A 24570-nucleotide genomic window follows, 5' to 3' on the forward strand; every position below is an offset into this window, starting at 1 on the left:
GGCAACATCTACCAAGGGGCACCGCCATGCCAAACAAAATCGTTTCCTCCCGCGACGCCGCCGCCCTGATCCATTCCGGTGACACGTTGACAACATCCGGTTTTGTCGGGGCCGGTGTGCCCGATGCGCTGTTGCAAGCGCTGGCCGAGCGGTTCGACGACGAGGGCCATCCCCGCGATCTGACGCTTTTGTTCGCCGCCGGTCAGGGCGATGGCAAGGACCGTGGGCTGAACAGGCTGGCCGCCCCCGGCCTCGTGCGCCGGGTCATTGGCGGGCATTGGGGGCTGATCCCCAAACTGGCCAGCCGCGCCGTCGCCGGAGAGATCGAGGGCTACAATTTCCCGCAAGGCGTGATTTCGCACCTCTATCGCGACATCGCCGCAGGCAAGCCCGGCACGATCAGCCATGTGGGCCTCGAAACCTTTGTCGATCCCGACCAGGACGGCGGTCGCGTGAATGACAGAACGCCACGGGATCTGGTGGACCGCATCACCATCGCCGGCAAAGACCGGCTGTTCTATCACGCCCTGCCGATCCATGTGGCGCTGCTTCGCGGGTCAACAGCGGATGAACAGGGCAATGTCACCATGGAGCGCGAGGCGCTGATCCTCGACAATCTGGCGCAAGCGATGGCGGCCCGCAATTCCGGCGGCGTGGTGATCGTTCAGGTCGATCAGATCGCCGCTCGCGGCAGTCTGCCCACCCGCGATGTGGTGATCCCCGCGATGCTGGTGGATGCGGTGGTGGTGGCACCACCCGAATTGCACATGCAAACTTACGCCACGCAATACAATCGCTACTATACCGGACGCTATAAGAAACCCGAGGGCAGCACCGCCCCCTCCCCGCTTGACCTGCGCAAGGTCATCGCACGGCGCGCAGCGTTTGAACTGCCCGTGGGCGGTGTGGTCAATCTTGGCATCGGCATGCCCGAAGGCATCTCTGACGTTGCCGCCGAAGAAGGTCTGCTGCATCACGTCACCCTGACCGCAGAACCCGGTGTCATCGGCGGGCAACCGGCCTCGGGGCTTGATTTCGGCGCGGCTGTGAACACCGAAGCCATCATCGCCCAAGGCAATCAGTTTGATTTCTATGATGGTGGCGGTCTGGATATGGCCTGTCTTGGAATGGCCGAAGCCGACGCGACCGGCCATGTCAACGTGTCGCGCTTTGGGCCGCGACTGGCCGGTGCAGGCGGGTTTATCAACATTACCCAGAATGCCCGCAATCTGGTGTTTGCGGGGTCTTTCACCGCCGGTGGGCTGGCCGTACAGATCAGCGATGGCGCGCTGCATATCCAGAGCGAAGGCCGCGCCCGAAAGTTCGGCGCGGCGGTGGAACAAATCACCTTTTCCGGCACCCGCGCCGCACGGCTTGGGCAGCCTGTGCTCTATGTGACAGAGCGATGCGTGTTCCGCCTTGATCCCGACGGCGTGCGCCTGATCGAAGTCGCCCCTGGCATCGATATCGACCACGATATTCTGGCGCATATGGGCTTTAGACCGCTGATTGACGATGTGGATGTGATGGATGCGCGTATCTTTACCGATGCCCCGATGGGGTTGCGCGACGATCTGCTGAGCCTTGGCATGGCCCGACGCATTCATTTCGATGCCGATCGCGACACGTTGTTTATCAATCTCGCCAAAATGGACATCCGCTCCCAACGCGACCTTCACGATATCAAATCCCGTGTAGAGACTGTATTAGGCCCTCTGAACCGCAAGGTGAATGTGGTGGTCAATTACGATCAGACCCGGATCGACGACGCGGTTGCCTCCGACTGGGCCGAGATGGTCGGTGACCTGGAATCACGGCTATACAATCAGGTGACCCGCTATGCGACATCCGCCTTTTTGCGCCGCAAACTCGGTCAAACCCTACACCACCGCCGCCGCGCCACCATTTTCGACAGCGAACGCGCAGCCGAGGCCGCGCTGCGGCGCTAGATTTGTCGGCTTAAAACAACGATCTTTTCTCAAACAGTCTCTAAACCGCAGATTAGAGACGATATTGCCCGGAATCGCGCCCCGCGATTCGAACGGGTACGGGCTTAGCAGGAAGTCACGCAGGACGGGTCGAGGCCAATAGACCGACCAGAATTGCGATGTCATCTCAGCCGATCTCACGATTTTTCTATTAACTGTTTGTTTTCAATAATTTAGATTGATTTTCTCTCTGCCTAGAAAAATAAGCGCCAGTTCAATACCGTGCTGTCAGGGCCGGTTCACACAAGAACACTTGCCAAACAGCCCCTCGCTTGCCTAAAAGAAACGATAAATAAAGCGCTGACGGAAAACAGCGTTACTGAGCAGAGGCAACGAGATGGATTCGATCCACATCAATCGGCGTATTCGCGAGAATGCCGAGAACCTGAGTGATGCGCTGGAAAGCCATATGCTCAAAGTGTTCGCTCCGGATGCCCGTAAAGAGTTGCGGCGCTTTAATGCAGGCGAAGTGGCAGGCCTTTTGGGCATTTCCACCTCTTTTCTGCGCAAGCTGCATTTCGACGGACGCATTCCCGATGTGCATACCACACCGGGCGGGCGCAGGCACTATACGGCGGCTGACATTCAGGTGGTGCGTGCCGCGCTAGAGGAAACCGCCAAAACCAAAGGGGCCTATATGCGCGGGCGCAGGCCCGGCGACAAGCTTCAGGTGTTGTCCTTCCTCAATTTCAAAGGCGGCTCTGGCAAAACGACCTCGTCGATCCACACAGCACAACGGCTAGCGCTCAAGGGCTATCGGGTGCTGTGTGTGGATATTGACCCGCAAGCGTCTCTAACCACCCTGTTCGGCTATAGGCCCGAGTATGATTTCCTTCAGGCCGGCACGGTTTATGACGCCATTCGCTACGAAGACCCCCTGCCCTTGTCAGCCGTCATCCAAAACACGTATTTCACCGGGATCGACCTTGCCCCCGGCGGTTTACTGTTACAGGAATTCGAACACGAAACCCCGCAAGCGCTGCGCCACAACATCCAGCCGCCGTTCTTTTCGCGCATGGCCATGGCGCTGCAGGAAGTCGAGGATCGCTATGATGTGGTGATTTTCGATTGCCCGCCGCAGCTGGGGTATCTGACCATGTCGGCGCTGTGTGCATCGACCGGCGTGCTGATCACCGTCATTCCCAACATGCTTGATGTCGCGTCGATGTCGCAATTCTTGCAAATGAGCGCCGATCTGCTTGATGTGGTGTCCAATGCCGGGGCCAGCATGGAATTCGACTTTCTGCGCTTTCTCATCAACCGCTACGAGGCCAATGACGGCCCCCAGCAACAGGTCGTGGCCTTCCTGCGGCAGTTGTTCGGCGACGAGGTGATGGTCGCCCCGGTGCTGAAATCCACCGCGATTTCCGATGCCGGGCTGACGCATCAAACCGTCTACGAAGTGGACCGGTCACAATTTCACCGCAACACCTATGACCGTGCGGTGGATTCACTCAATCTTGTGAACGATGAAATCGAGTTGCTGATGCAAAACGCATGGGGGCGCTGATGGCACGTAAGGGAATTTTAACAACCGACACAAATACACCACCAAAGCGGCGCATGCCCGAACCCGCCGCACCGCGCGGCGCGGTCGGTGCGCTGCAAAGCTCTTTGACGAAACTGCAGGAAAACGCGGTTCAGGACATTGCCGCGCATTTGATTGACGACGCAGGCGTCGAAGACCGGCTGGCAATTGATCCGGACGCACAGGCGCAGCTGAAACAAAGCCTGGAAACCTATGGCCAGCAGGTTCCGGTGTTGCTGCGCCCCAACGCCGAAAAACCCGGCCGATTTGAGATCGTGTATGGGCGCCGTCGTCTGGCCGCGCTGCGCGATCTGGGGATGCCGGTCAAGGCGATGGTGCGCACATTGGATGACGAGGCGCTGGTGCTGGCGCAGGGTCAGGAAAACACCGCGCGACAGGATCTGAGCTTTATCGAAAAGGCCAGTTTCGCCACCCAGCTTCAACAAGCCGATTATGACCGTCAGACAATTGCCGCCGCGCTGTCAATTGATCTGCCCATGGTCAGCCGATTGCTCAAGGTCGGGGCCGAACTGCCATTGGAATTCCTGCGTCGCATCGGATCGGCCCCTGGCATCGGGCGCGACCGCTGGACCGCACTTGTCAAACTGTTCACCGATGATCCGACGTCCCGTCGCCGCGCCTATGAAATGTCGCGCAGCGCCGGGTTTTCCGATCTGGGGTCAGATGACCGGTTCGAGAAAGTCTATACCGCGGCCGCCACCAAACGCCGCACGGCTGACACGCCCGCCGCTGCCAAACCCCGGACATTGCGCAATGCCGATGGCACCGCTCTGGCAGATATCCGCAGCACACGGCGCGGCGTGACACTCAATATCCCGGCCCGAGACGGCTTTGACACCTGGATTGCTGAACAGGCTGAAACCCTGATTTCCGACCTTCACGCGCGCTGGCAAAAAGAGCGCGCGGAAGACTGAGGCACCGTTAACCAGATAAGGAGGCACGAGCAGAGACCCGCAAAAGAAAAGCCCCCCAGGAGCATCCCGGAAGGCCCTTCTCGATCTTCGCACCATTGAGATAGCAACCACGCTCCGACTCTGTCAACTCCATGTGCGGCATGGGGGCAGGATTTTGTTGTCTTTCGTGACAATGTGATGAGCTACGCGTTCCAGACACCTGTCGGGCGGCCCGTTGAGGCATGCCCAAATACAGATATTCCCGCCATCGGCCCGGACAAATGGCACCTACTTTCGGCACTGACAGATGCCGCCGACCGCTTTGGCCTGACGCATCGTCCGATCTGTGTGTTGCGGGCGTTGTTAACCTTTCTGCCGGAACGGCATATCCCGCAAGGCCACCGCGCAATTGTGTTTCCCGCGAATCGTACTTTGGCCGATCGACTGGGGGGCATGCCCGAAAGCACCCTGCGACGGCATCTGGCCGCGCTGGTCAAATCCGGACTTGTCAGCCGTCACGACAGCCCCAACCGAAAACGCTATGCGCGCCGCGTCAAGGGCGGCATCGCCATGGCCTTTGGCATTAACCTTGCCCCGCTGGTCACCCAGGCCCGCGCCATTCTGACCGCCGCGACAGAGGCCCGCGAAGAGGCCGAGCGCCTTCGGGTTCTGCGCGACCGCGTCATCGCTTTGCGCCACGATCTGGTGTCAGTCGACAGGGCAGGGCAGGCGGCCAAGCTCTGCGAAGAGGTCCGCCGCGCATTGCGTCGAAAGCTGACGAAAAACGACCTGACAGACATGCTGCACCAACTGGAAACCGCAATTGACACCTGCACGATCACAGATCCGGATCAGCAACAGACAAAAAAAATGAGCGCCAGTGACAACCAAAATGAGCGGCACATACAAGGGAAAGATATAAAAAAAACTGACTCTGAAACGCCCCAGAACCAAACCCCTGACAAAGACTCTCTCCATAGCAAGACAAAAGGCACAATCACATTAAAAGAGGTGATTGACCGATGCCCCGGCTTTAAGTGTTTCTTTCCTGAGCCAGTGACAAGCTGGAGAGACCTCGAAGAAATTGCCAGCCGCCTTGCGCCAATGATGGGGATTGAGGCTGCTGTCTTTATCGAAGCAAGGCATCGCATGGGAGCGGGTCCCGCCATGATTGCGGTTCTATACATCCATGAACGGCTGGCAAAAATCGAAAACCCCGGCGCGTATCTGCGAAGCCTGAGCCAATGTGCAACACCACAGGGTTTTGATGTCCGACCATTGCTGGCCGCGCTGAAAGACAAGAAATTGTCAGCTGACAATTCAAATACGTGAATAAAAACAAAGGCTTGATGTTTTTAATCCGTTGTCAGATGCGTGCTTGCCATCAATATCAGCATAAAACGTCCTGTGCGGGGCAGGTCCCTCTGCCTTGCGCCATCATCAATTAGAACGTATCAGGAACACATGGTGCAAAAAACCCTTGATCAGAAACTTGCGATCCTCAGCGATGCGGCCAAATACGATGCCAGCTGTGCCTCCAGCGGATCAACACGCCGGGATTCGCGCGATGGCAAAGGTGTCGGCTCGAACACCGGGTCGGGGATTTGTCATGCCTACGCCCCGGATGGGCGCTGCATTTCGTTGCTCAAAATCCTGATGACGAATTTCTGCATCTACGATTGTGCCTATTGCATCAACCGCGTGTCGTCGAATGTGGAACGGGCGCGCTTTAGTGTTGATGAGGTTGTCCGGCTGACAATTGATTTCTATCGCCGCAATTACATCGAAGGGCTGTTTTTATCGTCGGGCATCATCCGGTCTCCGGACAAGACGATGGAGGACATGGTGCGGATTGCGCGCAAGCTGCGGGAGAAGGAGAACTTTCGCGGCTATATCCATCTCAAAACAATCCCCGACGCGGCCCCTGATTTGATCGAGGAGGCCGGACGTCTGGCAGACCGGATTTCGATTAATGTCGAGCTGCCGACAGATGCCGCCGTGCAGGAATACGCGCCCGAGAAATCGCCGTCACAGATCAGACAGGCGATGGCCGATGTCAGATTGCGGCGCATGGCCGCGAAAGAGCAAACCCACACAGGACGCGCTGCCAAACGGTTTGCGCCAGCAGGGCAATCGACACAGATGATCATCGGCGCGGATGGGGCGAATGACGCCACCATCCTGGGTCAGTCCACGCGCCTATATGGCTCTTACGGGCTGAAACGGGTCTATTATTCGGCGTTTTCTCCGATCCCGGACGCGTCACATAAATTGCCCCTGATCGCACCGCCATTGCAGCGCGAACATCGCTTGTATCAGGCCGATTGGCTGCTGCGCTTTTATGACTTTCAGCTGCACGAAATCACCGACACCGCCCGTGACGGCAACCTTGATCTTGAGATCGACCCAAAGCTGGCTTGGGCGCTGGCCCATCGCGGGGTGTTCCCACTGGATGTGAACACCGCCCCGCGCGAGATGTTACTGCGGGTGCCGGGATTTGGGGTGAAAACCGTCAATCGCATCCTGTCCACACGACGGCATCGCAGGCTCAGATACGAGGATCTGATGCGTCTGGGTGCGTCGTTGAAAAAGGCGCGGGCGTTTATCACCGCGATAGGCTGGACGCCGCGTGGCCTGACTGACAGCGACGATCTGCGCCGCACATTCGCGCCGCCGCCGGAACAGCTTTGCCTGCTGTGATGCAACGGATTGTTTTGCCCCGGATCGGAACCGACACCGCATGGCGCGATGCCGCGCGCGGCTGTCTTGCCGCTGGGGTCCGGCCCGAGGACGTGACCTTTACGGACCCGGACAGTGCAGGCGGCCTGTTTGATAGCGCCGCTGCGCCGCCCGCCGCATCTTTGGCGGAGCTTCGGGTGCCCAAATCCTTTGTGGCCTTGGCGCGATCAGTGGTCTGGCATAGCGCTCCCGCGCGGTTTGATCTGTTGTATCTGGCGCTGCATCGGCTTCAGCAGGAGCGCGGGTTGATGTCGGATCGGGCCGATCCATTAATCCAGAAGCTGCGCGGGATGGAAAAGAACGTGCATCGCTGTCAGCACAAGATGAAGGCCTTTGTCCGCTTTCGCGAGATCGGCCAGCCCGACGCACCCCGGCGCAGTTTCGCCGCCTGGTTCGAGCCGACACATTTCACCGTGGAGCCCACTGCGGATTTCTTTGCCAAACGGTTTGCCGATATGGATTGGCGGATCGTGACGCCCGACATCTCTGCGATCTTCGAGGACGGAACGCTGCGGTTTGTTACCGACCTACCCAAACCGGATCTGGGCGAGGATGCGCATGAAGAGCTGTGGAAAACCTATTTTTGTAACATCTTCAATCCAGCGCGGCTCAAAGTGCGTGCAATGACATCCGAGATGCCCAGGAAATACTGGAAGAACATGCCAGAGGCGGCGATGATCCCCAAACTGATCGCAGAGGCCCCGGCGCGGGCAAAGGCTATGGCAGAGGCCGCGCCAACCCTGCCGGCCCCCCGTGCCAGGGCGGTTCAGGCGGCGGCCCATTGGGGCACCGCGTGGACCGGGCCCGAGGATGCGTTTGCGCAGGCGCTTGCAGGTTGCACCCGCTGTCCGCTCCATGCCAGCGCGACCCAGGCGGTGGCAGGGCAGGGGCCTCGGGATGCGGATCTTATGATTGTGGGGGAACAACCGGGGGATCGTGAGGATTTGCAGAATGCGCCCTTTGTCGGCCCTGCCGGAACCTTGTTGCGCAACGCGATGACAGAGGCGGGGGTTGATCCCGGTGGCGTGTATCTGACCAATGCGGTCAAGCATTTCAAACATAAAGTGCGCGGCAAGCGGCGGTTGCATCAAACTCCGAATGTCTCTGAAATCCAGCATTGCCGCTTTTGGCTAAACGCCGAGATTGCGCAGATAGAGCCCAAGGTCATTGTGGCGCTGGGGGCGTCTGCGGCCTTGGCGTTGACTGGTGACAAAGCGGATATCACCGCGCGGCGCGGCAGGTTGGAGACGGGGCTGCATGGGGGATCGGTGCTGATAACGGTTCACCCGGCGCATGTGCTGCGGACACCTGACGCGGCGCGCAAGGCGGACCTGCACCAGATGCTTGTCCGCGATCTGGCACAGGCGCAGGCGGTGTCGCGCAAGGCGCGGGAAGACCAAGGTGGCATTTGGGTGTTGTAGCCCCGGCAGAAATGCCGAAAACGGTTGTCAAACCGCCCCAACCCGCCGTTCAATACGGCGAGGCGCATCCTTTGCGCATATCGAACATGGAAAGACATCATGACCAGCCCTTGCATCATCTGCGTCGCCATCACGGGCAGTGTGCCCACAAAGGCCAACAATCCCGCCGTTCCGATCTCTGTGTCTGAACAGATCGAAAGCACCCATGAAGCCTTTGAGGCCGGGGCGGCCATTGTCCATGCGCATGTGCGCAATGCGGATGAAACCCCGTCATCGGACCCGGATAAATTCGCCGCGTTGAAAGAGGGGGTCGAAAAGCACTGCCCCGGTATGATTGTGCAGTTTTCAACCGGCGGGCGCTCGGGGGCTGGCAAGGAACGCGGCGGGATGCTGCCGCTGCGACCGGACATGGCGTCGTTGTCGGTAGGGTCGAACAATTTCCCAACCCGCGTCTATGAAAACCCGCCCGATCTTGTGGATTGGCTGGCGTCGGAAATGCTGGCCCATGATGTCAAACCCGAGATCGAGGCCTTTGACCTGAGCCATATATTCAAGGCCAAAGAAATGGCCGATGCAGGCCAGCTGGCAGGCACGCCCTATGTGCAGTTTGTGATGGGGGTCAAGAATGCGATGCCGGTGGATCGCGATGTGTTCGATTACTACATTCACACCGTCAAACGCCTGTTCGGAGAGGACGCGCCGTGGTGTGCGGCGGGGATCGGTGCGCATCAGCACAGTCTGAACGACTGGGCCATCGCGGCGGGTGGTCATGCCCGCACCGGGCTTGAGGACAATGTGCGCCTTGACCGCGATACACTGGCCCCGTCCAACGCGGCCCTTGTGCGCCGGGCGGTGGAACTTTGCGAGAAACATGATCGCCCCGTGGCACGCTGGTCAGAGGCGCGGCAGATCCTTGGGCTGGGGCAGCCGCATGGCACGGGCAAGGGGCAGGCGGCCTAACGCGGCGGGTGGGGGCACAGCCAGACGCAGGGAAATCTCGCGTTCTTGACATGGATCATATGCGTTTCGCGATTTCCGGCTAGGCTATGTGGATCGTATTCCAGCCCCAAGAGGATGACCGCATGTTCATGACCAAGTTTCAAGAAAGCTGCGTTTTGACCCAGGGCATGGCTGACCGGTTGGGCAAGGAAATCCCCGATAGCGTGTCCTATGATCCCGAACGACAGGCGGTAGCCTATCGGTCGGCTGTGCTTTTGTGCAATTCATGTGGGCATCACGAGGATTGCAAAACGCTGCAGTCCGAGAATGACACGCTGGATCAGGCCCCGTCCTATTGCCGCAACGCCTGGGGCTGACCGCCCGCGCCCTGTGTTACGGTGTGAATGGCCCTTTGCGGGGCTTTGACGCATTTTCCCAAATCCCCAATTCCGGCAAACCTATCCTCCGCGACGGGGTGTCATGTGCTGACGCAAGGCGGTTTTGTCCTTGTGCCACGCCACTTGGCAGATTTTCGTGATCGACGTGGCCCGTGTGAACGCGTATCGAAGGGACAGCTGAACGAGGCGCACCGATGCCGTCTCGACGGTGGTCCAAGGGAGACATGAGATGACCATATACAACAAAACCCTGACTTTGCTTGCCGGAACGGCGATTGCAGCGGTTGTGGCGACCGGGGCGCTGGCGCAGGAGGTGACCTTGAAAATGCACCAGTTCCTTCCGGCGCAGGCCAATGTGCCGACGCTCATTCTGGATGTCTGGGCCGACAGGATCGAGGCAGAGTCGGACGGGCGCATCAAGATTGATCGCTTTCCATCCATGCAGCTGGGGGGCAAGCCGCCTGAATTGTATGATCAGGTGGTTGATGGCGTGGCGGATATCATCTGGACGGTGTCAGGCTATACGCCGGGCCGGTTCCCCACCACCGAAGTGTTTGAATTGCCGTTCATGGTCGAAGATGCCCGCGCGGCGTCTTGTGCCTATTGGACGATGGCGCAGGAACATATGCTTGATGGGGAATTGAAGGATGTCAAAATCCTGGGCACCTGGGTTCATGGACCTGGCATGTTCCACACCGCTGATCCGGTTGCCACCCCGTCCGACCTTGAAGGGGTCAAGATCCGCGGCGGATCGCGTTTGGTGAACAAATTGCTGGACCGCGTTGGCGCGACGCCTGTGGGGATGCCGGTGCCGTCTATTCCCGAAAGCCTGTCCAAAGGTGTGATCGACGGCGCGACCATCCCGTGGGAGGTCACGACATCGCTCAAGGTGCCGGAACTGGTTGAGTTTCACACCGAATTCGAAGGCGCGGGACTTTATACGCTGACCTTTATCTTTGCGATGAACAAAGACAAATACGACAGCCTGCCGGATGATCTGAAAGCGGTGATTGACGACAATTCCGGAATGAGCTTTTCGGTCTTTGGCGGCGGCACCCAAGCCGATGCAGACGGGCCAGCGCGCCAGTTTGCCCAGGACAATGGCAACGAGATCATCACTGTCACAGACACGCAGCCCTGGCTGGATGCGGTGCAGCCCATTTACGAGGAATGGATCGCCGATCTGACCGAAAAGGGCATCGACGGTCAGGCCCGGATCGACCAGGCCCGCGCCCTGATGAGCGGCGAGTGCAACGGCGCAACGTCTGATTTTTAAGGTGACATGGCACCGCCGGGTTTCGGTCTGGCGGTGCTGTTTCTAACGCCACGAGGAGCATCATGCACAGCTTTTTCGACAGGTTGGCGCGGGTCTTTGCACGTTTGGGCGGTTTTGTTCTGGCATCGCTTATTGTTCTGACCTGCCTGTCCATCGCCGGACGATTGCTGAACACGATGCTGCATGGGGATTTTATGCAATCCACCATGCCTGGGTTTGCCGAGATGTTGCTGAATTGGGGGATTGGCCCGATCAATGGCGATTTCGAGCTGGTCGAATCCGGCATGGCCTTTGCCATTTTTGCCTTTCTGCCGCTGTGCCAATTGAACGGGGCGCATGCGTCGGTTGATATTTTCACTTCCAGATTGCCGCTGCGGGCCAACCGCGTGCTGCGCGCGGTGATCGAGGTGGTTTTTGCCGCCACGCTGGTTTTGATTGCGTGGCAATTGTTTCTGGGGATGGAAAGCAAACGCAGTTCCGCCCAAACGACGTTTCTTCTGGAATATCCGGTGTGGTGGGCCTACGCGGTCAGCCTTGTTGCGGCGGTTGTGGCGGCGGCGGTTTCGATTTATGTCGCGGTGATGCGGGTCGCGGAAAGCGTGACCGGCGAACGGATATTGCCCGCTGAAATGGAGGCGGACCATTGAGTGATATCGCGATCGGGATCTTGTCGTTCCCTGCGTTGCTTCTCATGATTTTCCTGCGGGTTCCGATTGGTCTGGCGATGTTTCTGGCCGGTCTGGCGGGGCTGGTGATTGTCACCGGCGACACCACCATTCCGTTTGCCCGTCTGAAATCGGAAACCTTTGGCACCTTTTCCAATTATTCCCTGTCGATTGTGCCGATGTTCCTGCTGATGGGGCATTTCGCAACGCTGGGCGGTATGAGCCAGGCGTTGTTCAAGGCCGCCGAGGGTTGGCTTGGCCATCGCAAGGGCGGTGTTGCCATGGCGTCGGTCGGGGCCTGTGCCGGGTTTGGCGCGATTTGCGGATCGTCTTTGGCCACGGCTGCCACCATGAGCCGGGTCGCCTTGCCAGAGCTCAAGGCCTATGGATATGCGGGGGGATTTTCCACCGCGACGCTGGCGGCGGGGGGCACGCTGGGCATTCTGATCCCGCCCTCTGTGGTTCTGGTGATCTATGCCATCCTGACCGAACAGAACATCGCCAAACTGTTTCTGGCGGCGTTCATTCCCGGTATTCTGGCCGCGCTTGGCTATATGATCGCGATTTCGATCTATGTGCGGATCAATCCCGGCAGTGCCGGCACCCGGCCGCGTGTGCCCTATGGCGAACGGTTTCGTGCGCTGGTTGATGTCTGGCCGGTGCTGACGGTGTTCTTTCTGGTTGTCGGCGGCATTTATCTGGGGTGGTTCACACCCACCGAAGGGGCCGCGGTCGGGGCGTTTGGCACAGGGCTGATTGCCTGGCTGTCGGGCGGGCTGACGCGCAAGACCTTGTCAGAGAGCTTTTATGTCACCGCGCGCGCGTCGGCGATGATCTTTTTCATCGTGCTGGGCGCGGCGTTTTACAACGGGTTTCTGGCGCTGACCCAATTGCCCCAGCAAGGGGCCGCCTGGGTCGGAGACAGCGGGCTGAGCCCGTGGCTGATCCTGATCGTGATCCTGGTGTTCTATCTGCTTTTGGGCTGCCTGATGGACAGCCTGTCGATGATCCTTCTGACAATCCCGATCTTCTGGCCGATCATTCAGGAACTGGATTTCGGGCTGGTGACGATGATCGAGTTGCAATCCGCCAAGCTTGAAGAGCTGGCGGCAAGCGGTGCTGATATATCTGCGTCTCTTCTGGCCGAGGCGCGTGGATTGCTGGCCAGTGGCCAAGAGCTTAGCCGCGAAATGACCCGCGAGCTTGGCCTGCGCGGTGTTACGTCCGGGGCGTTGAACCGGGTGAATGTCGAATATACCGCGATCTGGTTCGGTATTCTGGTTCTGATCGTGGTCGAAGTGGGCCTGATCACGCCGCCGGTTGGGATGAACCTGTTTGTCATCAACGCCATGGACCGGAAAACGCCGATGGTCGAAACCTATAAGGCGGTGATGTATTTCGTTGGATCAGACCTGATCCGCGTCATGATCCTTGTTGCCTTTCCGTTCATCACACTTGCCTTGCTGCCGCTATAGACGACCCGGCAGGGGACGGGTGGTGCCGGCGATGCGCGCCGGTCAGGCGTTCCAGATCACGGTGCCGAATTCGGTTGTGTCATAGCCGCCATAGGCCTGCGCCCGCGCGGTGAACACGGCACTTGTGCAGAAGGTCAGCAGCGTTTGGAACGGCGGGTCAAACCATGCCTTGCGGTCGACCAGCAGGGCGAACTGTTCTTCGATGATCGGCAAAAACTCAAGCCCATAGCCAAGCGCCTCGGCCTCAAGCCCAAAGGCTGCATCTGCGTCGCCACGGCGCACGGTTTCAACGGCCTCGTCCTCGGTGCGGGCGACATCGGCAAAATCGAGGCTTTGCAGATCCAGACCGTCTTTGGCGGCAAGTTCGCGAAACAGGGTGTCGGTGCCGGATTCCGGCTGGCGCGGAACGATGCGCCGCCCGGCCAGATCGGCCAGGTCGGTCGGGCCATCTGTTCCGGCGCGGTACACCAGTCCGCGACGGCGGGTGGCGAATGAAATCAGAACGGCGTTTTGATTGGCGGCCTGATCGGACACGGCGGGCACGTTCCAGAGATCTGATTTCGCATCATGGATATGCAGCCCTGCGGCCATGCCTTCGCTCCGCGCGAACCGTTCCAGCCCGTCCAGCGATCCGTCATAATAGCTTGCCAATCCGCAGCGCGATTGCCGGATGGCCCAATCCAGCAAGGGATCGTGACTGCCCAAGACAATCGGCGGGCGCGCCACGGGTTTTGCGCCCGCATCCGGCGGGCCGCCGGATTTCGCCTGTTCGATCCAGTTCCGAATCTCGTCCGCGGGAAACAACAGCTTGCCCGTCGCCTTGGAGCAGGGCACCGCACCGGTGGCTGCAAGATCGTAGATTTTCCGTTCCTTGAGCCGTAATAACGCGGCCAGTTCTTTGACCGTCAGGTATTCGTGGTCGGGAAAGGCAGGCTCTTGCATGGCACCTCGATCTGTTGGTCAGGGCAGACGCACACGCGCCCGCCCCGACACACATATCAGCTTTCCGGTGCGTTGGGAAAGAAGAGCTGCTGGTCGGCCACCTTGTAATCGGCGATGGCGGCCTGACCTTCGTCCGAGATCAGCCAATCGGCAAAGGTCTGTGCTGCCTCGACATTCACGCTGGGGCATTTTTCGGGGCTGACCGGGATCACGCCGTATTGGTTGAACATGTCGGCATCGCCCTGAACCTGGATGTCGTAATCCTGCTTGTTGCCAAAGCTGATCCAGGTGGCGCGGTCGGTCATGACATAGGCCCCCATGCCGATCCCGGCATTCAGCGTGGCGCCCATGCCCGATCCGGTTTCGCGATACCAGTCACCAGAGGCGGCGGTCGGGTCGACCCCGCTATCGGCCCAAAGCGCGATCTCTTTTTTATGGGTGCCGCTGTCATCGCCGCGCGAGGCAAACAGCGCGTTTTCCTCGGCAATCTTTGCCAGCGCGGTCTGCACATCCTCCATGCCGCCAACGCCGGCCGGGTCCGACGACGGGCCGACAATGACAAAGTCATTATACATCAGATCGGTGCGTTCGGTGCCAAAGCCCGCTGCGACAAATTTCTGTTCAGAGGGTTTGGCATGCACCAAAAGCACGTCGCCGTCACAGTTTTCGGCGTTCTTGATCGCCTGCCCGGTGCCAACTGCGACCACGTTTACCTGAATTCCGGTCTCGTCCTGGAACAGCGGCAAAAGATAATCATACAGCCCGGAATTTGCCGTTGATGTGGTGGACTGAACGATGATGGACTGATCCTGCGCCCAGGCCGCGCCGGTCAGCAGCACAGCCAATGTTGTCGCGCCAAGTGTTTTTCCAAGCATTTTGATCTCTTCCTGTTTTGGGTTGGAGGGTCAGACGACAATTTTGCCAGTCAGATAATTCCGCGCCGCGTCGCTTTGCGGATCGGGGAAAAAGTCGGACGCGCGGCTATGTTCGGCCACGCGGCCCTCGTGCAGAAACACGACATCGTCGGCCATGCGCCGGGCCTGACCGACATCATGGGTGACAAAGATGATGCGCACGCCACGGGTGCGGGCGTCGTTTACGATGTCTTCGATGGCCAGCACCGAAGCCGGGTCAAGGCTCGCGGTCGGCTCGTCGAGAAACAGAACCTCGGGATCGGTCGCCAGGGCACGGGCCAATGCCAGACGCTGGGCTTCACCCCCCGACAAAAGCCGCGCGGGCTGATCTGCCTTGTGGGCCAGACCGACGTGATCCAGAAGTGCTGTGCGGCGTTTCATGTCCTTGCGGCGTGATTTCAGCACAAAGTCGATATTCGCCCCGACCGACCGGCGCAGCAGAACCGGTTTCTGAAACACCAGTGCCTGCCGCGATGTCACGTCGGCGGGGGCATGGCCGGCCCAGTCTATGCGGCCCGAGCTTGGCTGGATCAAGCCATGCAACAGCTTGAGCAACAGGCTTTTGCCGGACCCGTTCTGGCCCATCACCATGGTGCATCCAGACGTCCCGAGATCGAACGCAACGCCGTCAAGTACGGTGGCGGTGTCAAAGCGCAGCACAAGATCGCGCACCGCAAGCGGCAGGATATCGGCGCGGTCGATCTGTGCGGCACGGGCGCGGGGGGCAATGGCTGTGATGTCAGACATAGGCTTGCCGTGCGGCCGTCATGCGAACTGATTGCACCGCTGCGTTCACGCCCAACGCAATGACCAAAAGCACAATGCCAAGCGCCAGCGCCAGTGCCAGATCGCCTTTTGAGGTTTCAAGCGCGATGGCGGTTGTCATGACGCGGGTCAAATGGTCGATATTGCCGCCGACAATGATCACCGCGCCCACCTCGGCGACGGCGCGGCCAAATCCGGCCAGACCAACGGTCAGCAGCGAATACCGCGCGTCCCACAAAAGGGCCTGTATGGTTTGCAGCCGGGTCAGGCAAAGCGACCGGAACTGTTCGGAATATTCGGCATGCAAATCTTCGAGAACCTGCCGCGACAGGGCGGCGACAATGGGCGCAATCAGAATGGTCTGTGCGATGATCATCGCGGTGGGCGTGTAGAGCAGCCCCAAAAATCCCAAAGGCCCCGAGCGCGACAGATGCAGATAGACCAAAAGCCCCACCACCACAGGCGGCAGACCCATCAGGGCATTCATCACAATGAGCACCGCGCCGCGGCCGCGAAATTTGCCAATCGCAACCAGCGCCCCGATTGGCAACCCGATCAGGCAGGCAATCGCGGTCGCCGTCAGGCTGACGCGCAGGGACAGCACGACAATTTCCAAAAGATCGGGGTCGCCGGAAAACACCAGCGCGACAGCAAGTCCAAGTGCCTCACCAATGCTTTGCAAAATCTTCCCCTAAGCTGCAAAATATACCAGAGCGTTGACAGGTATGCAGGTTAAAATCAAAGATTCAAGGCCAATCCGGTTGATCATCTTTGGCAAATAGGTGTTATCTGGCCTGAATTCGCGATATTGACCGTGCCAAACCTTGCAAAATTTCCGGAGACTTCGATGGCAAGTGATACAGATTTGCGGCAAAACGAGAAAGCCACCGCGCTTGAGCCTGCCTCTGACGCGGTGCTGCGGTTTATCGGAACGATCCGAACGCCCTGGACCGACCGCGACGACTGTCCGCGCCAGGGGCGCTTGGATGGGCCTGAATGCCGGATCGTACTGAACCCGGAATGGCACGAGGCGCTGACGGGGCTGGACAATTACGAGACCGTGGAGGTGCTGTATTGGCTGGATCAAAGCCGCCGGGATCTGGTGCTGCAAAGCCCGAAAAGCGATGGCCGGATTGTCGGCACCTTTGCGTTGCGCTCTCCGGTGCGGCCCAATCCGATTGGCACGTCGATTGTCAAACTGGAGCGTATCGAAAACGGCACGCTTTTTGTGCGCGGGCTTGATTGTCTGGATGGCACGCCGCTTGTCGATATCAAGCCGAACCGCTGTGATTTCACCCCGAAAGCGCCACCCAAGCCGGGTGATGGCCAGACTGACTGACGTGAAGAATGGGATGCCCTCAATGTTTCGATACCTTACCCTTGCCGTGACCCTTGGCCTGATTACACCGCCGGTCTTTGCCGAAGATATCTCGCTCTATGGGGCGGGCAGCCTCAAAGCCGCGCTGTCGGATGTGGTTGAGACCTATAGCGAGGTTTACGGAACCCCGGTTGCAACCCGCTTTGGACCATCCGGGTTGATGCGCGAACGGATCGAAGCGGGGGATGCGGTGCATGTCTTTGCGTCGGCCAACATGCGCCATCCGCGCACGCTTGAAGCGGCCGGGCGGGGTGGTCCGGTTGTGTTATTTGCCCGCAATCAGCTGTGTGCCCTGGCCCGTCCCGAGGTGAGCATCACGACAGACACGTTGCTGGAGGTGATGCTGGACGATGACACGCGGCTTGGCACATCGACACCCAAGGCCGATCCCTCGGGCGATTATGCGTTCGAACTTTTCGACAAGACGGACCATGCCGATGTGCTGAAGGCCAAGGCGTTGCAGCTGACCGGTGGGCCGGACAGCGCCAAGGCCCCGGAGGGGCGCAACAGCTATGCCTGGGTGCTGGACAGCGATCAGGCAGATGTGTTCCTGACCTATTGCACCAACGCGGTTCTGGCCCGCAAAGAGGTGCCCGAGCTGCAGATCGTCACTGTGCCCGAGGCGCTTTCGGTTGGGGCCGATTATGGGCTGATCGTGCTGGACGATGCGCCTGAGGCCGCGTGGACGCTGGCGATGTATATTCTGTCACCTGCCGGTCAATCGGTTCTGGCCGATTACGGTTTTGATGCGGCGGCGGTCATGAAAGGCGACTGAGATGCGATACCTTGTGTTGATCCTGTCGCTGTTGGCGCTGCCTGCGCAGGCGCGCACCATCACCGACAGCGCCGGGCGTGTGGTCGAGATACCCGATCAGGTGACAACTGTGTTCGCCGCCGGGCCTCCGGCCGCGATTCTGGTGTATATCCTCAAGCCTGACGCGCTGACCGGGTGGCCGCGTGCCCTGCGCCCCGAAGAGCGGGCCTATATCGCCGAACCCTATCGGGACTTGCCTGAGACAGGCCGCATCACCGGGCGCGGTGGCGAGGCCAATCTGGAACGGGTGCTGCAGATTGAGCCGGATCTGATCATCGACTTTGGTTCAATCCGCGACACCTATGTCGATCTGGCCAACAGGACGCAGGAGCAGACGGATATCCCCTATCTGTTGATCGACGGACGGTTCGACAACACAGCCGAGGCGCTGCGCCTTTTGGGTGCCGCGCTTGGCGTGCCGGACCGGGGCGAAGCGCTTGCCCGCGATGTCGAAGCGACCTTTGCGCGGATCGACGCGATGCTGGACAGCGTCCCAGAGGACACGCGACCACGGGTGTATCTGGGCCGCGGTCCGGACGGGTTGGAGACCGGCATGAAAGGGTCGATCAACACCGAAATCATTGAACGCGCCGGCGGGCGGAACGTGGCCGATGACGGTGGTGCGACGCGTGGTCTGGTGCAGGCGTCGATGGAGCAGGTGATCGTGGCAAACCCCGATACCATCGTCACATGGGACCGGAATTTCCACGCCAAGGTCTATGACGACCCGCTGTGGCAGGGGATTGATGCGGTGCGGGCAGGGCGCGTGTATCTGTCGCCGACGGCACCGTTCGGGTGGGTGGACAGGCCGCCCTCGCTCAATCGGATGATGGGGCTGAAATGGATGGCGGGGCTGCTATACCCCGATCACTGGCCCGGCGACCTGCGCGACGAGACGCGGGCGTTTTACAAGCTGTATTATCATGTCGATCTGAGCGACGACGCATTGGAAAGGCTGCTTGAATGGGCCGAGGGACGACCGCCTCTGTAACACCGCTGCGCAAGCCTGCGCTGACGCTGACGGCGGTGTTGTCGCTGGGCCTGATGGCGCTGGCCTTTGGCGCGGTGATGGTCGGGCCATATGGCCTGACGCCGACCCAGACGCTGATGGCGCTGATGGGCCGGGGCGACGCGCAGGCCGACATCGTGATCTGGAGCATCCGCCTGCCCCGTGTCGGCGCGGCGCTTGTGGTTGGCGCGGCGCTTGCGGCGGCCGGGGCGACCTATCAGGCGCTGTTTCGCAACCCGCTGGTATCGCCGGACATTCTGGGCGTGTCGGCGGGGGCGGGTCTGGGTGCGGTGGCGGGGATTTTCCTGTCCTTGCCGGTCGCGGCCATTCAGGCGTCGGCTTTTGTCGGTGGGATGTGTGCTGTTGGCTTTGTCACTCTGGTGGCGTCGCTGGTGCGCAATACGGATCGCACGCTGACGCTTGTTCTGATCGGCGTAGTGATCGGTGCGCTGGCGGGGGCGGCGACCTCGTTGCTCAAGGTTATGGCCGATCCGTATGATCAGCTTCCGGCGATCACGTTCTGGTTGTTGGGCTCGCTTGCCGCGATCACAGCCGAGGATATCCAGCCCGCCTTGCCGATGGTCGTGATCGGGTTGGTGCCGCTGGTGCTGCTGCGCTGGCGGATCAATGTGTTGTCGCTGGGCGATGAAGAGGCGCGCGCCCTGGGTGTGGATGTCACGCGCACGCGGTTTCTGGTGATAGCGGCGGCCACGCTGATCACGGCAAGTGTCACCGCGCTGGCCGGTGTTGTCGGCTGGGTCGGGCTGGTGATTCCGCATATCGCGCGGATGCTGGTTGGCCCCGGCTTTGGCCGCGTGTTGCCCACCTCGGTGCTGATCGGGGCGGGGTATCTTTTGATCGTCGACACGCTGGCGCGCAGCATGGCGCAGGTCGAAGTGCCGTTGGGCATTCTGACCGCTGTCATCGGCGCGCCGTTTTTCGTCTGGCTTTTGGCGCGCGGCCAGCGGGGGTGGTCGTGATGCTGCAAGCGCGGGATCTGGCCATCGGTTATGGCGCGCGTCCGATTGGATCGGGGCTGACGCTAGAGGTGGCGCGGGGTGACATCCTGTGCCTGCTGGGGCCGAACGGCTGTGGCAAGACCACGTTGTTTCGCACGCTTCTGGGGCTGTTGCCTGCGGTGTCGGGTCAGGTCAGGCTGGACGGGGTGCCCATTGCCGCGCAAAGCCGGGCCGAGATCGCGCGCCGCATTGCCTATGTTCCACAGGCCCATGCGCCGCCGTTTCCGTTCGAGGCTTTGGAGGTGGTGTTGATGGGCCGCACCGCGCGACTTGGCCGGTTCGGGCAACCGGGGCAGCGGGATCGCGACATTGCGCAAAAGGCAATGGAGCGGCTTGGCATCGGCCATCTGGCGCATCGCGATTATTCCCGATTGTCCGGAGGGCAGCGCCAGCTGGTGCTGATCGCGCGCGCCCTGGCGCAAGAGGCGGCGCTGATTGTTATGGATGAACCGACCGCAAGTCTTGATTTCGGCAATCAGGCGCTGGTCCTGGCGCAGATTTCGCGGCTTGCGCGCGCTGCGGCGGCAGAGGGGTGCGGCGTGGTGTTGTCCACACATGACCCCGATCAGGCCTTTGCGCTGGATGCGCGGGTGCTGCTACTGAAACAGGGGGGATGCCGTGCCATCGGTCCGGCGGACGAGGTGCTGACGGACAGCGCGCTTAGCCAGGTCTACGGCATCCCGGTTGTGGTCGAGACGACCCGATCGGGACGCAAGGTGTGTTTGCCGACGCTGGCGGGTCAGTCCGCGCCGACGATAACGTCAGACGCCTTGACGATGGCGTAGGCCGTTTTGCCAACCTCAAGCCCCAGATCGTCGACCGAGGCATTGGTGATCATCGCGGTCACGGTTGCGCCGCCGCCAAGGTCGATCTGGATGGTCGAATTGACGGCACCTGTGTCGATGGCCGTGACGGTGCCTGCCAGCTTGTTTCGTGCGCTGAGTTTCATGTGGTATCGCTCTTTCTGTTATGTATCCTTGTGTAGGTACAACCAAAGTGAACAAGTTCAACAGTGTTGCCCGCGAAATGGGGCGACACCCACAGATTCAGTTGCAGCATCATGAATGATCAGGTTGAAAAATCGTTCCGCTTCGATCTTCGGGAAGCCAATGGCGCGCTCGGAGATATCGGGACACTGCTGCCGCTGACCATTGGGATGATCGCGTTGGTCGGACTTTCAGCGCATCAGGTGCTGCTTGGCTTTGGCGTGTTCTACATTGTGTCGGGTCTGGTTTACCGGCTGCCGATCCCGGTGCAACCGATGAAGGCGATTGCCGCTGTTGCGCTGGTGGCCGAAGTGACACCGGGGTCGCTGATGCTGAGCGGGGTTCTGATTGGTGTTGCGCTTTTGCTGCTGGGGGGCAGCGGCGCGATTGACCGGATCGCGCGTCTGGTACCACAATCGGTGCTGTCCGGTCTGCAGCTTGGGCTTGGGCTGGCGCTGGCGTGGATTGCGTTGGGGCTGATGCAGGGTCAGATGCTCATCGGGGCGATATCGCTGTTGGTTGCCATCGTGGCGCTTCGGTTTGGCACACATGCGGCGCTGGCGACTGTCGCGACCGGTGTTGGTCTGGGTCTGCTGATGGGTCCGTCGGACATGCCGCTGGCGCTGGACGGTCAAAGCATGGGCTGGACGCTGCCGGGTGTGGGTGTTGCGGATGTTATCCCCGCCATGACAGAGCTTGCGCTGCCGCAGCTTGCCATGACGCTGACCAATGCGGTGTTTCTGACCGCGCTTGTCGCGCAGGACAGTTTCGGCTCTCGGGCGCGGCATGTCACGCCGCGCAAGCTTTGCCTGACATCGGGGGCGGCCAATCTGGTTCTGGCCCCGCTGGGTGCGGTGCCGATGTGTCACGGGGCCGGGGGTGTGGCCGCGCATCATCGCTTCGGGGCCAGAACGGGGGGCGCGCCGGTGATGTTGGGCGGCGCGTTGGTGGTGCTTGCGCTGGTGCCAGAGCAGGTCCGGCAGATGGCGCTGGCCTCGGTTCCGGCGGCCACGCTGGGGGCGTTGTTGCTGATCGCCGCGTTTGAACTTGCCGCCAATCGCCGGTTGTTCGATGCACGACCGTCCTGCCGCCCGGTGATTGCCGCCGCTGCTGTGGCGACGGTGTTTTTCAACCCGATGCTGGGACTTGTGGCCGGGACATTGGCGGAAATTCTGCGCAAAGCCGTGCTTGCGCGGTGGCACCCGCAGCGGCGCAGTTAGCTGGGTTGTTTAGCGGAGATGAGCATTTCAATTTGGTATTTGCAATACGCATTCAAAGGCGGTAGGTAATGCGTATTGCAAATACCTATTAAGGGTTGACACCATGACGCTATCCGAAGCCTTTCTGTGGCCGGGAACCAAAGTGTGCGAAAAACTGGGTGTAGACCCGGAAGGAGAAGCGGGGCTGATCCGCTGGATGATCAACACGTTGGTCTATCTGGTGCTAAGCCTGATTCTTGTCTTTGTGTTTGTGGTCTAAGCGCAGCAAAAAGATTGCGCCTCTGTCACGATCACGTCCATCGCGATGTCATGCGGTTGGGGATAGATCGTTGTCAGTTTGGCCGAGGCGAACCCGATGCCGATTTTGATCGGGGAGGGGTCAAGCACCTCTAGTGTGCGGTCAAAATAACCGCCGCCATAGCCAAGCCTGAAGCCGTTTGAATCCCAGCCCACCAGCGGTGCCAACGCAATGTCCGGTGTCAGCCTTTGGGCGTCCGCTGGCGGGACAGGGATGTTCCAGTCGCCCCGGATCATCTGTGTGTCGGGTGTCCACAAGCGGAACACCAGCGGCGCGGCCTTGGTTTCGACCAGCGGCAACGCGATGGTCACGCCCGCCGCGTGCAGGTTTGTCATCAAACCCCGTAAATCCGGCTCTCCCTTGATGGGCCAGTACATCGACAGAACCTTGCCCCTTGCGCCATCGCACCGGTCTTTGAGGGCCGTGTCCAGATTGCGGGCGATCCGTGCAGAAACCGATTTATGGTCGGCCACGCTCAGGGTCTTGCGGGTGGCCAGCAGATGCTGCCGCTGTGCCTTGCGCCAGCGTGCCACGTCCTGCGCCTGTGCGGGATCAACCGCCAGCGGGTTGCCATAGGTCGGGTCGATCTCGTGCGCCAGACAGGGCGGCGCGGCATAGGACCGGCCACCGGCGTTATCGCGATCCTGCGTCATCGCGCACGATCCCAACGAAATGGTTTTTGCGAAACATGGGGCAAAACCGGTCTCCTGTATGCCGGAAGGCTAGGACGGTCGCGCCGCGCGTGCAATGTTGATTCCCGAATTTCGAGGCCGCATGTGCGCAGGCCCGGCCAACCGACAGCTCCGCAAGGGCGGGTTATTCGGCCATTTGCCGGTCAACCTGCTGTTCCTCGTTGATCATGGCCTGCAACTGCCGCCGGAACCGCAATTGGCCACCATCTATCGGCAGGTCGATATGGGGTGATGTTTTGCTGGTCATGCCTTTCTGGACTTCATTGAGCACCGCGCGGTCCTCTTCGAAGGCGTGTTGCACGTCTTCTGTCATCATTCTGGACAAATCCTCATCATCGGGGCGGATGTTGCGCAGTTGAAACCAGTAATAGCGGGTCTGATGATCGTTGGTGGGCGTCATGAAATTGTAGCTGTCCATAATGAACGTCTGTTCATGCAAGGGGCCATCCGGGCCGCCGGTGCCTGCCGGGGTAAAGACCGCCTTGATCAGCGCGTGGCTGGGATAGCGGACTTCGTAATGTTGCAAACGGTCGCAATTGCCCTCGAATTCCACCACCTTTTTATAAAACGGAGCGGGTTCGTGATCCATCATCCAGCGATGCACGATAACGCCATCGTCGGTTTTGGTGATCCGCAGCGGCGTGTCCTTGGTGGCATCGGCGGCAAAGCTGCTTTGATGCACCCAGGCCACATGGGTCGGGTCCAGAAGGTTGTCGCACATCAACAGGTAGTTGCAGTCCAACTCCATCGCCGCACCGCGGTTGATGCCCCAGTCGGGGTTGTCGTAATTTTCGATCTCGAAAATGTCGTTGGGATCGGCCAGCGCCGGATTGCCCATCCAGATCCAGACCAGCCCGTATTTTTCGTGCAGGGGATAGGCGTGAACCTTGGCGTTTGACGGGATCGCACCGGCGCCGGGGGCCCAGACGCATTGGCCCACACAATTGAAGGTCAGGCCGTGATAGCCACATTCCACGGTATCGCCCTTGATCCGTCCCTTTGACAGCGGAAGCTTGCGATGCGGGCAGGCATCCTCCAGCCCGACAAGCGTGCCCGCTTCGGTTCTGAACACACAGATGTTTTCCCCCAGCACCGTAATCTGTTGCAGATCGCGGGTGATCTCGTGATCCCATGCAGCGACATACCAGGCGTTTTTCAGAAACATAGGGTACTCTCCTTGTGGTGCGGGT

General features: G+C 60.1%; 25 protein-coding genes. 18 read left to right on the forward strand and 7 right to left on the reverse strand.

The genetic code is table 11. From position 1 onward, the window contains the following. Window positions 1–26: 26 nt before the first annotated feature. The 11 genes from ACG74X_RS14410 to ACG74X_RS14460 all read left to right on the forward strand — a co-directional run bounded on the left by ACG74X_RS14410 (window position 27) and on the right by ACG74X_RS14460 (window position 13343). The gene (locus ACG74X_RS14410; protein ID WP_411235729.1) at window positions 27–1949 is read left to right on the forward strand and encodes an acyl CoA:acetate/3-ketoacid CoA transferase; all 1923 of its coding nucleotides are present in this window, start codon (window positions 27–29) and stop codon (window positions 1947–1949) included. Between the two features lie 376 nt (window positions 1950–2325). Continuing rightward, the gene (gene repA / locus ACG74X_RS14415; RefSeq protein WP_411235731.1) at window positions 2326–3498 is read left to right on the forward strand and encodes a plasmid partitioning protein RepA; all 1173 of its coding nucleotides are present in this window, start codon (window positions 2326–2328) and stop codon (window positions 3496–3498) included. After that, the gene (gene repB / locus ACG74X_RS14420) at window positions 3498–4451 is read left to right on the forward strand and encodes a plasmid partitioning protein RepB (protein WP_411235733.1); all 954 of its coding nucleotides are present in this window, start codon (window positions 3498–3500) and stop codon (window positions 4449–4451) included. Before repA ends, repB begins: the two co-directional genes overlap by 1 nt. A 177-nt stretch (window positions 4452–4628) precedes the next feature. Next, entirely contained in the window at window positions 4629–5762 is a 1134-nt protein-coding gene (repC, locus tag ACG74X_RS14425; protein WP_411235734.1) for a plasmid replication protein RepC, read from the forward strand. 132 nt (window positions 5763–5894) lie between these two features. Next, window positions 5895–7130, forward strand: a complete 1236-nt coding sequence (locus ACG74X_RS14430; protein ID WP_411235735.1) for a putative DNA modification/repair radical SAM protein — start codon at window positions 5895–5897, stop codon at window positions 7128–7130. After that, entirely contained in the window at window positions 7130–8590 is a 1461-nt protein-coding gene (locus tag ACG74X_RS14435) for a UdgX family uracil-DNA binding protein (protein WP_411235737.1), read from the forward strand. The genes ACG74X_RS14430 and ACG74X_RS14435 overlap by 1 nt, the downstream gene beginning before the upstream one ends. 99 nt (window positions 8591–8689) lie before the next feature. Further along, on the forward strand, window positions 8690–9550 hold the full coding sequence (locus tag ACG74X_RS14440; RefSeq protein ID WP_411235738.1) for a 3-keto-5-aminohexanoate cleavage protein: 861 nt from the start codon (window positions 8690–8692) through the stop codon (window positions 9548–9550). A 128-nt stretch (window positions 9551–9678) separates the two neighbouring features. After that, on the forward strand, window positions 9679–9906 hold the full coding sequence (locus ACG74X_RS14445; RefSeq protein WP_411235740.1) for a DUF6455 family protein: 228 nt from the start codon (window positions 9679–9681) through the stop codon (window positions 9904–9906). Window positions 9907–10156: 250 nt separating this feature from the next. Beyond that, window positions 10157–11203, forward strand: a complete 1047-nt coding sequence (locus ACG74X_RS14450; RefSeq protein WP_411235742.1) for a TRAP transporter substrate-binding protein — start codon at window positions 10157–10159, stop codon at window positions 11201–11203. Between the two features lie 62 nt (window positions 11204–11265). After that, window positions 11266–11850 (forward strand): TRAP transporter small permease, encoded by a 585-nt coding sequence (locus tag ACG74X_RS14455; protein WP_411235743.1) that lies wholly within the window; start codon window positions 11266–11268, stop codon window positions 11848–11850. A 44-nt stretch (window positions 11851–11894) separates the two neighbouring features. Beyond that, window positions 11895–13343, forward strand: coding sequence for a TRAP transporter large permease (locus ACG74X_RS14460; RefSeq protein ID WP_411235931.1), 1449 nt, complete (start codon window positions 11895–11897; stop codon window positions 13341–13343). A 42-nt stretch (window positions 13344–13385) separates the two neighbouring features. Here ACG74X_RS14460 and ACG74X_RS14465 read toward each other — a convergent pair whose 3' ends face one another. Genes ACG74X_RS14465 through ACG74X_RS14480 form a run of 4 tightly spaced genes read right to left on the reverse strand, consistent with a single transcriptional unit; the run spans window position 13386 to window position 16646 of the window. Further along, on the reverse strand, window positions 13386–14285 hold the full coding sequence (locus ACG74X_RS14465; RefSeq protein WP_411235745.1) for a substrate-binding domain-containing protein: 900 nt from the start codon (window positions 14283–14285) through the stop codon (window positions 13386–13388). A gap of 56 nt (window positions 14286–14341) precedes the next feature. Next, a complete protein-coding gene (locus ACG74X_RS14470) occupies window positions 14342–15160 on the reverse strand; it encodes a substrate-binding domain-containing protein (RefSeq protein WP_411235746.1) in 819 nt (272 codons plus the stop codon). A gap of 30 nt (window positions 15161–15190) precedes the next feature. Further along, window positions 15191–15946, reverse strand: a complete 756-nt coding sequence (locus ACG74X_RS14475) for an ATP-binding cassette domain-containing protein (protein ID WP_411235748.1) — start codon at window positions 15944–15946, stop codon at window positions 15191–15193. Continuing rightward, window positions 15939–16646 (reverse strand): ABC transporter permease, encoded by a 708-nt coding sequence (locus ACG74X_RS14480; protein ID WP_411235750.1) that lies wholly within the window; start codon window positions 16644–16646, stop codon window positions 15939–15941. The genes ACG74X_RS14475 and ACG74X_RS14480 overlap by 8 nt, the downstream gene beginning before the upstream one ends. A 165-nt stretch (window positions 16647–16811) precedes the next feature. On the opposite strand from ACG74X_RS14480, the gene tsaA reads away from it, so the two are divergent. Genes tsaA through ACG74X_RS14505 form a run of 5 tightly spaced genes read left to right on the forward strand, consistent with a single transcriptional unit; the run spans window position 16812 to window position 20969 of the window. After that, window positions 16812–17303 carry a tRNA (N6-threonylcarbamoyladenosine(37)-N6)-methyltransferase TrmO gene (gene tsaA, locus ACG74X_RS14485; protein WP_411235751.1) on the forward strand — a complete coding sequence of 164 codons (492 nt, stop codon included), beginning with the start codon at window positions 16812–16814 and terminating at the stop codon, window positions 17301–17303. Window positions 17304–17325: 22 nt separating this feature from the next. Beyond that, a complete protein-coding gene (locus ACG74X_RS14490) occupies window positions 17326–18117 on the forward strand; it encodes a molybdate ABC transporter substrate-binding protein (RefSeq protein WP_411235753.1) in 792 nt (263 codons plus the stop codon). 1 nt (window position 18118) lies between these two features. Then, window positions 18119–19147: an iron ABC transporter substrate-binding protein gene (locus ACG74X_RS14495; RefSeq protein ID WP_411235754.1), complete on the forward strand. Its 1029-nt coding sequence runs from the start codon at window positions 18119–18121 to the stop codon at window positions 19145–19147. Then, window positions 19120–20145, forward strand: a complete 1026-nt coding sequence (locus ACG74X_RS14500; RefSeq protein ID WP_411235755.1) for a FecCD family ABC transporter permease — start codon at window positions 19120–19122, stop codon at window positions 20143–20145. Before ACG74X_RS14495 ends, ACG74X_RS14500 begins: the two co-directional genes overlap by 28 nt. After that, window positions 20145–20969 carry an ABC transporter ATP-binding protein gene (locus ACG74X_RS14505; protein ID WP_411235932.1) on the forward strand — a complete coding sequence of 275 codons (825 nt, stop codon included), beginning with the start codon at window positions 20145–20147 and terminating at the stop codon, window positions 20967–20969. The genes ACG74X_RS14500 and ACG74X_RS14505 overlap by 1 nt, the downstream gene beginning before the upstream one ends. On the opposite strand, the gene ACG74X_RS14510 is transcribed toward ACG74X_RS14505, so the two are convergent. Beyond that, a complete protein-coding gene (locus ACG74X_RS14510) occupies window positions 20924–21133 on the reverse strand; it encodes a TOBE domain-containing protein (RefSeq protein WP_411235757.1) in 210 nt (69 codons plus the stop codon). The genes ACG74X_RS14505 and ACG74X_RS14510 overlap by 46 nt on opposite strands. Before the next feature lie 111 nt (window positions 21134–21244). On the opposite strand from ACG74X_RS14510, the gene ACG74X_RS14515 reads away from it, so the two are divergent. Further along, window positions 21245–22390: a putative sulfate/molybdate transporter gene (locus tag ACG74X_RS14515; protein ID WP_411235758.1), complete on the forward strand. Its 1146-nt coding sequence runs from the start codon at window positions 21245–21247 to the stop codon at window positions 22388–22390. Between the two features lie 103 nt (window positions 22391–22493). Continuing rightward, window positions 22494–22649, forward strand: coding sequence for a hypothetical protein (locus ACG74X_RS14520; protein WP_411235759.1), 156 nt, complete (start codon window positions 22494–22496; stop codon window positions 22647–22649). On the opposite strand, the gene ACG74X_RS14525 is transcribed toward ACG74X_RS14520, so the two are convergent. Both ACG74X_RS14525 and ACG74X_RS14530 read right to left on the reverse strand, forming a co-directional pair. Then, window positions 22646–23341, reverse strand: a complete 696-nt coding sequence (locus ACG74X_RS14525; protein WP_411235761.1) for a 5-formyltetrahydrofolate cyclo-ligase — start codon at window positions 23339–23341, stop codon at window positions 22646–22648. The two genes, ACG74X_RS14520 and ACG74X_RS14525, sit on opposite strands and share 4 nt — an antisense overlap. A gap of 163 nt (window positions 23342–23504) precedes the next feature. Next, window positions 23505–24545: a Rieske 2Fe-2S domain-containing protein gene (locus ACG74X_RS14530; protein WP_411235762.1), complete on the reverse strand. Its 1041-nt coding sequence runs from the start codon at window positions 24543–24545 to the stop codon at window positions 23505–23507. Window positions 24546–24570 lie beyond the last annotated feature (25 nt).

Origin of the sequence: Marivita sp. S0852 (assembly GCF_046591575.1) — a bacterium.
In the GTDB taxonomy this organism is placed as follows: domain Bacteria; phylum Pseudomonadota; class Alphaproteobacteria; order Rhodobacterales; family Rhodobacteraceae; genus Marivita.

Excerpts from the sequence above, each read along its gene's own strand:
- ACG74X_RS14475 (WP_411235748.1), bottom strand. The coding sequence starts at position 15,946 with ATGTCTGACATCACAGCCATTGCCCCCCGCGCCCGTGCCGCACAGATC.
- ACG74X_RS14470 (WP_411235746.1), bottom strand. The coding sequence starts at position 15,160 with ATGCTTGGAAAAACACTTGGCGCGACAACATTGGCTGTGCTGCTGACC.
- ACG74X_RS14445 (WP_411235740.1), top strand. The coding sequence starts at position 9,679 with ATGACCAAGTTTCAAGAAAGCTGCGTTTTGACCCAGGGCATGGCTGAC.
- repC (WP_411235734.1), top strand. The coding sequence starts at position 4,629 with ATGAGCTACGCGTTCCAGACACCTGTCGGGCGGCCCGTTGAGGCATGC.
- tsaA (WP_411235751.1), top strand. The coding sequence starts at position 16,812 with ATGGCAAGTGATACAGATTTGCGGCAAAACGAGAAAGCCACCGCGCTT.
- ACG74X_RS14500 (WP_411235755.1), top strand. The coding sequence starts at position 19,120 with ATGGGCCGAGGGACGACCGCCTCTGTAACACCGCTGCGCAAGCCTGCG.
- ACG74X_RS14440 (WP_411235738.1), top strand. The coding sequence starts at position 8,690 with ATGACCAGCCCTTGCATCATCTGCGTCGCCATCACGGGCAGTGTGCCC.
- repB (WP_411235733.1), top strand. The coding sequence starts at position 3,498 with ATGGCACGTAAGGGAATTTTAACAACCGACACAAATACACCACCAAAG.
- ACG74X_RS14510 (WP_411235757.1), bottom strand. The coding sequence starts at position 21,133 with ATGAAACTCAGCGCACGAAACAAGCTGGCAGGCACCGTCACGGCCATC.
- ACG74X_RS14525 (WP_411235761.1), bottom strand. The coding sequence starts at position 23,341 with ATGACGCAGGATCGCGATAACGCCGGTGGCCGGTCCTATGCCGCGCCG.
- ACG74X_RS14465 (WP_411235745.1), bottom strand. The coding sequence starts at position 14,285 with ATGCAAGAGCCTGCCTTTCCCGACCACGAATACCTGACGGTCAAAGAA.
- ACG74X_RS14530 (WP_411235762.1), bottom strand. The coding sequence starts at position 24,545 with ATGTTTCTGAAAAACGCCTGGTATGTCGCTGCATGGGATCACGAGATC.
- ACG74X_RS14505 (WP_411235932.1), top strand. The coding sequence starts at position 20,145 with ATGCTGCAAGCGCGGGATCTGGCCATCGGTTATGGCGCGCGTCCGATT.
- ACG74X_RS14515 (WP_411235758.1), top strand. The coding sequence starts at position 21,245 with ATGAATGATCAGGTTGAAAAATCGTTCCGCTTCGATCTTCGGGAAGCC.
- ACG74X_RS14520 (WP_411235759.1), top strand. The coding sequence starts at position 22,494 with ATGACGCTATCCGAAGCCTTTCTGTGGCCGGGAACCAAAGTGTGCGAA.
- ACG74X_RS14460 (WP_411235931.1), top strand. The coding sequence starts at position 11,895 with ATGATTTTCCTGCGGGTTCCGATTGGTCTGGCGATGTTTCTGGCCGGT.
- ACG74X_RS14430 (WP_411235735.1), top strand. The coding sequence starts at position 5,895 with ATGGTGCAAAAAACCCTTGATCAGAAACTTGCGATCCTCAGCGATGCG.
- ACG74X_RS14410 (WP_411235729.1), top strand. The coding sequence starts at position 27 with ATGCCAAACAAAATCGTTTCCTCCCGCGACGCCGCCGCCCTGATCCAT.
- ACG74X_RS14450 (WP_411235742.1), top strand. The coding sequence starts at position 10,157 with ATGACCATATACAACAAAACCCTGACTTTGCTTGCCGGAACGGCGATT.
- ACG74X_RS14455 (WP_411235743.1), top strand. The coding sequence starts at position 11,266 with ATGCACAGCTTTTTCGACAGGTTGGCGCGGGTCTTTGCACGTTTGGGC.
- ACG74X_RS14435 (WP_411235737.1), top strand. The coding sequence starts at position 7,130 with ATGCAACGGATTGTTTTGCCCCGGATCGGAACCGACACCGCATGGCGC.
- ACG74X_RS14490 (WP_411235753.1), top strand. The coding sequence starts at position 17,326 with ATGTTTCGATACCTTACCCTTGCCGTGACCCTTGGCCTGATTACACCG.
- repA (WP_411235731.1), top strand. The coding sequence starts at position 2,326 with ATGGATTCGATCCACATCAATCGGCGTATTCGCGAGAATGCCGAGAAC.
- ACG74X_RS14495 (WP_411235754.1), top strand. The coding sequence starts at position 18,119 with ATGCGATACCTTGTGTTGATCCTGTCGCTGTTGGCGCTGCCTGCGCAG.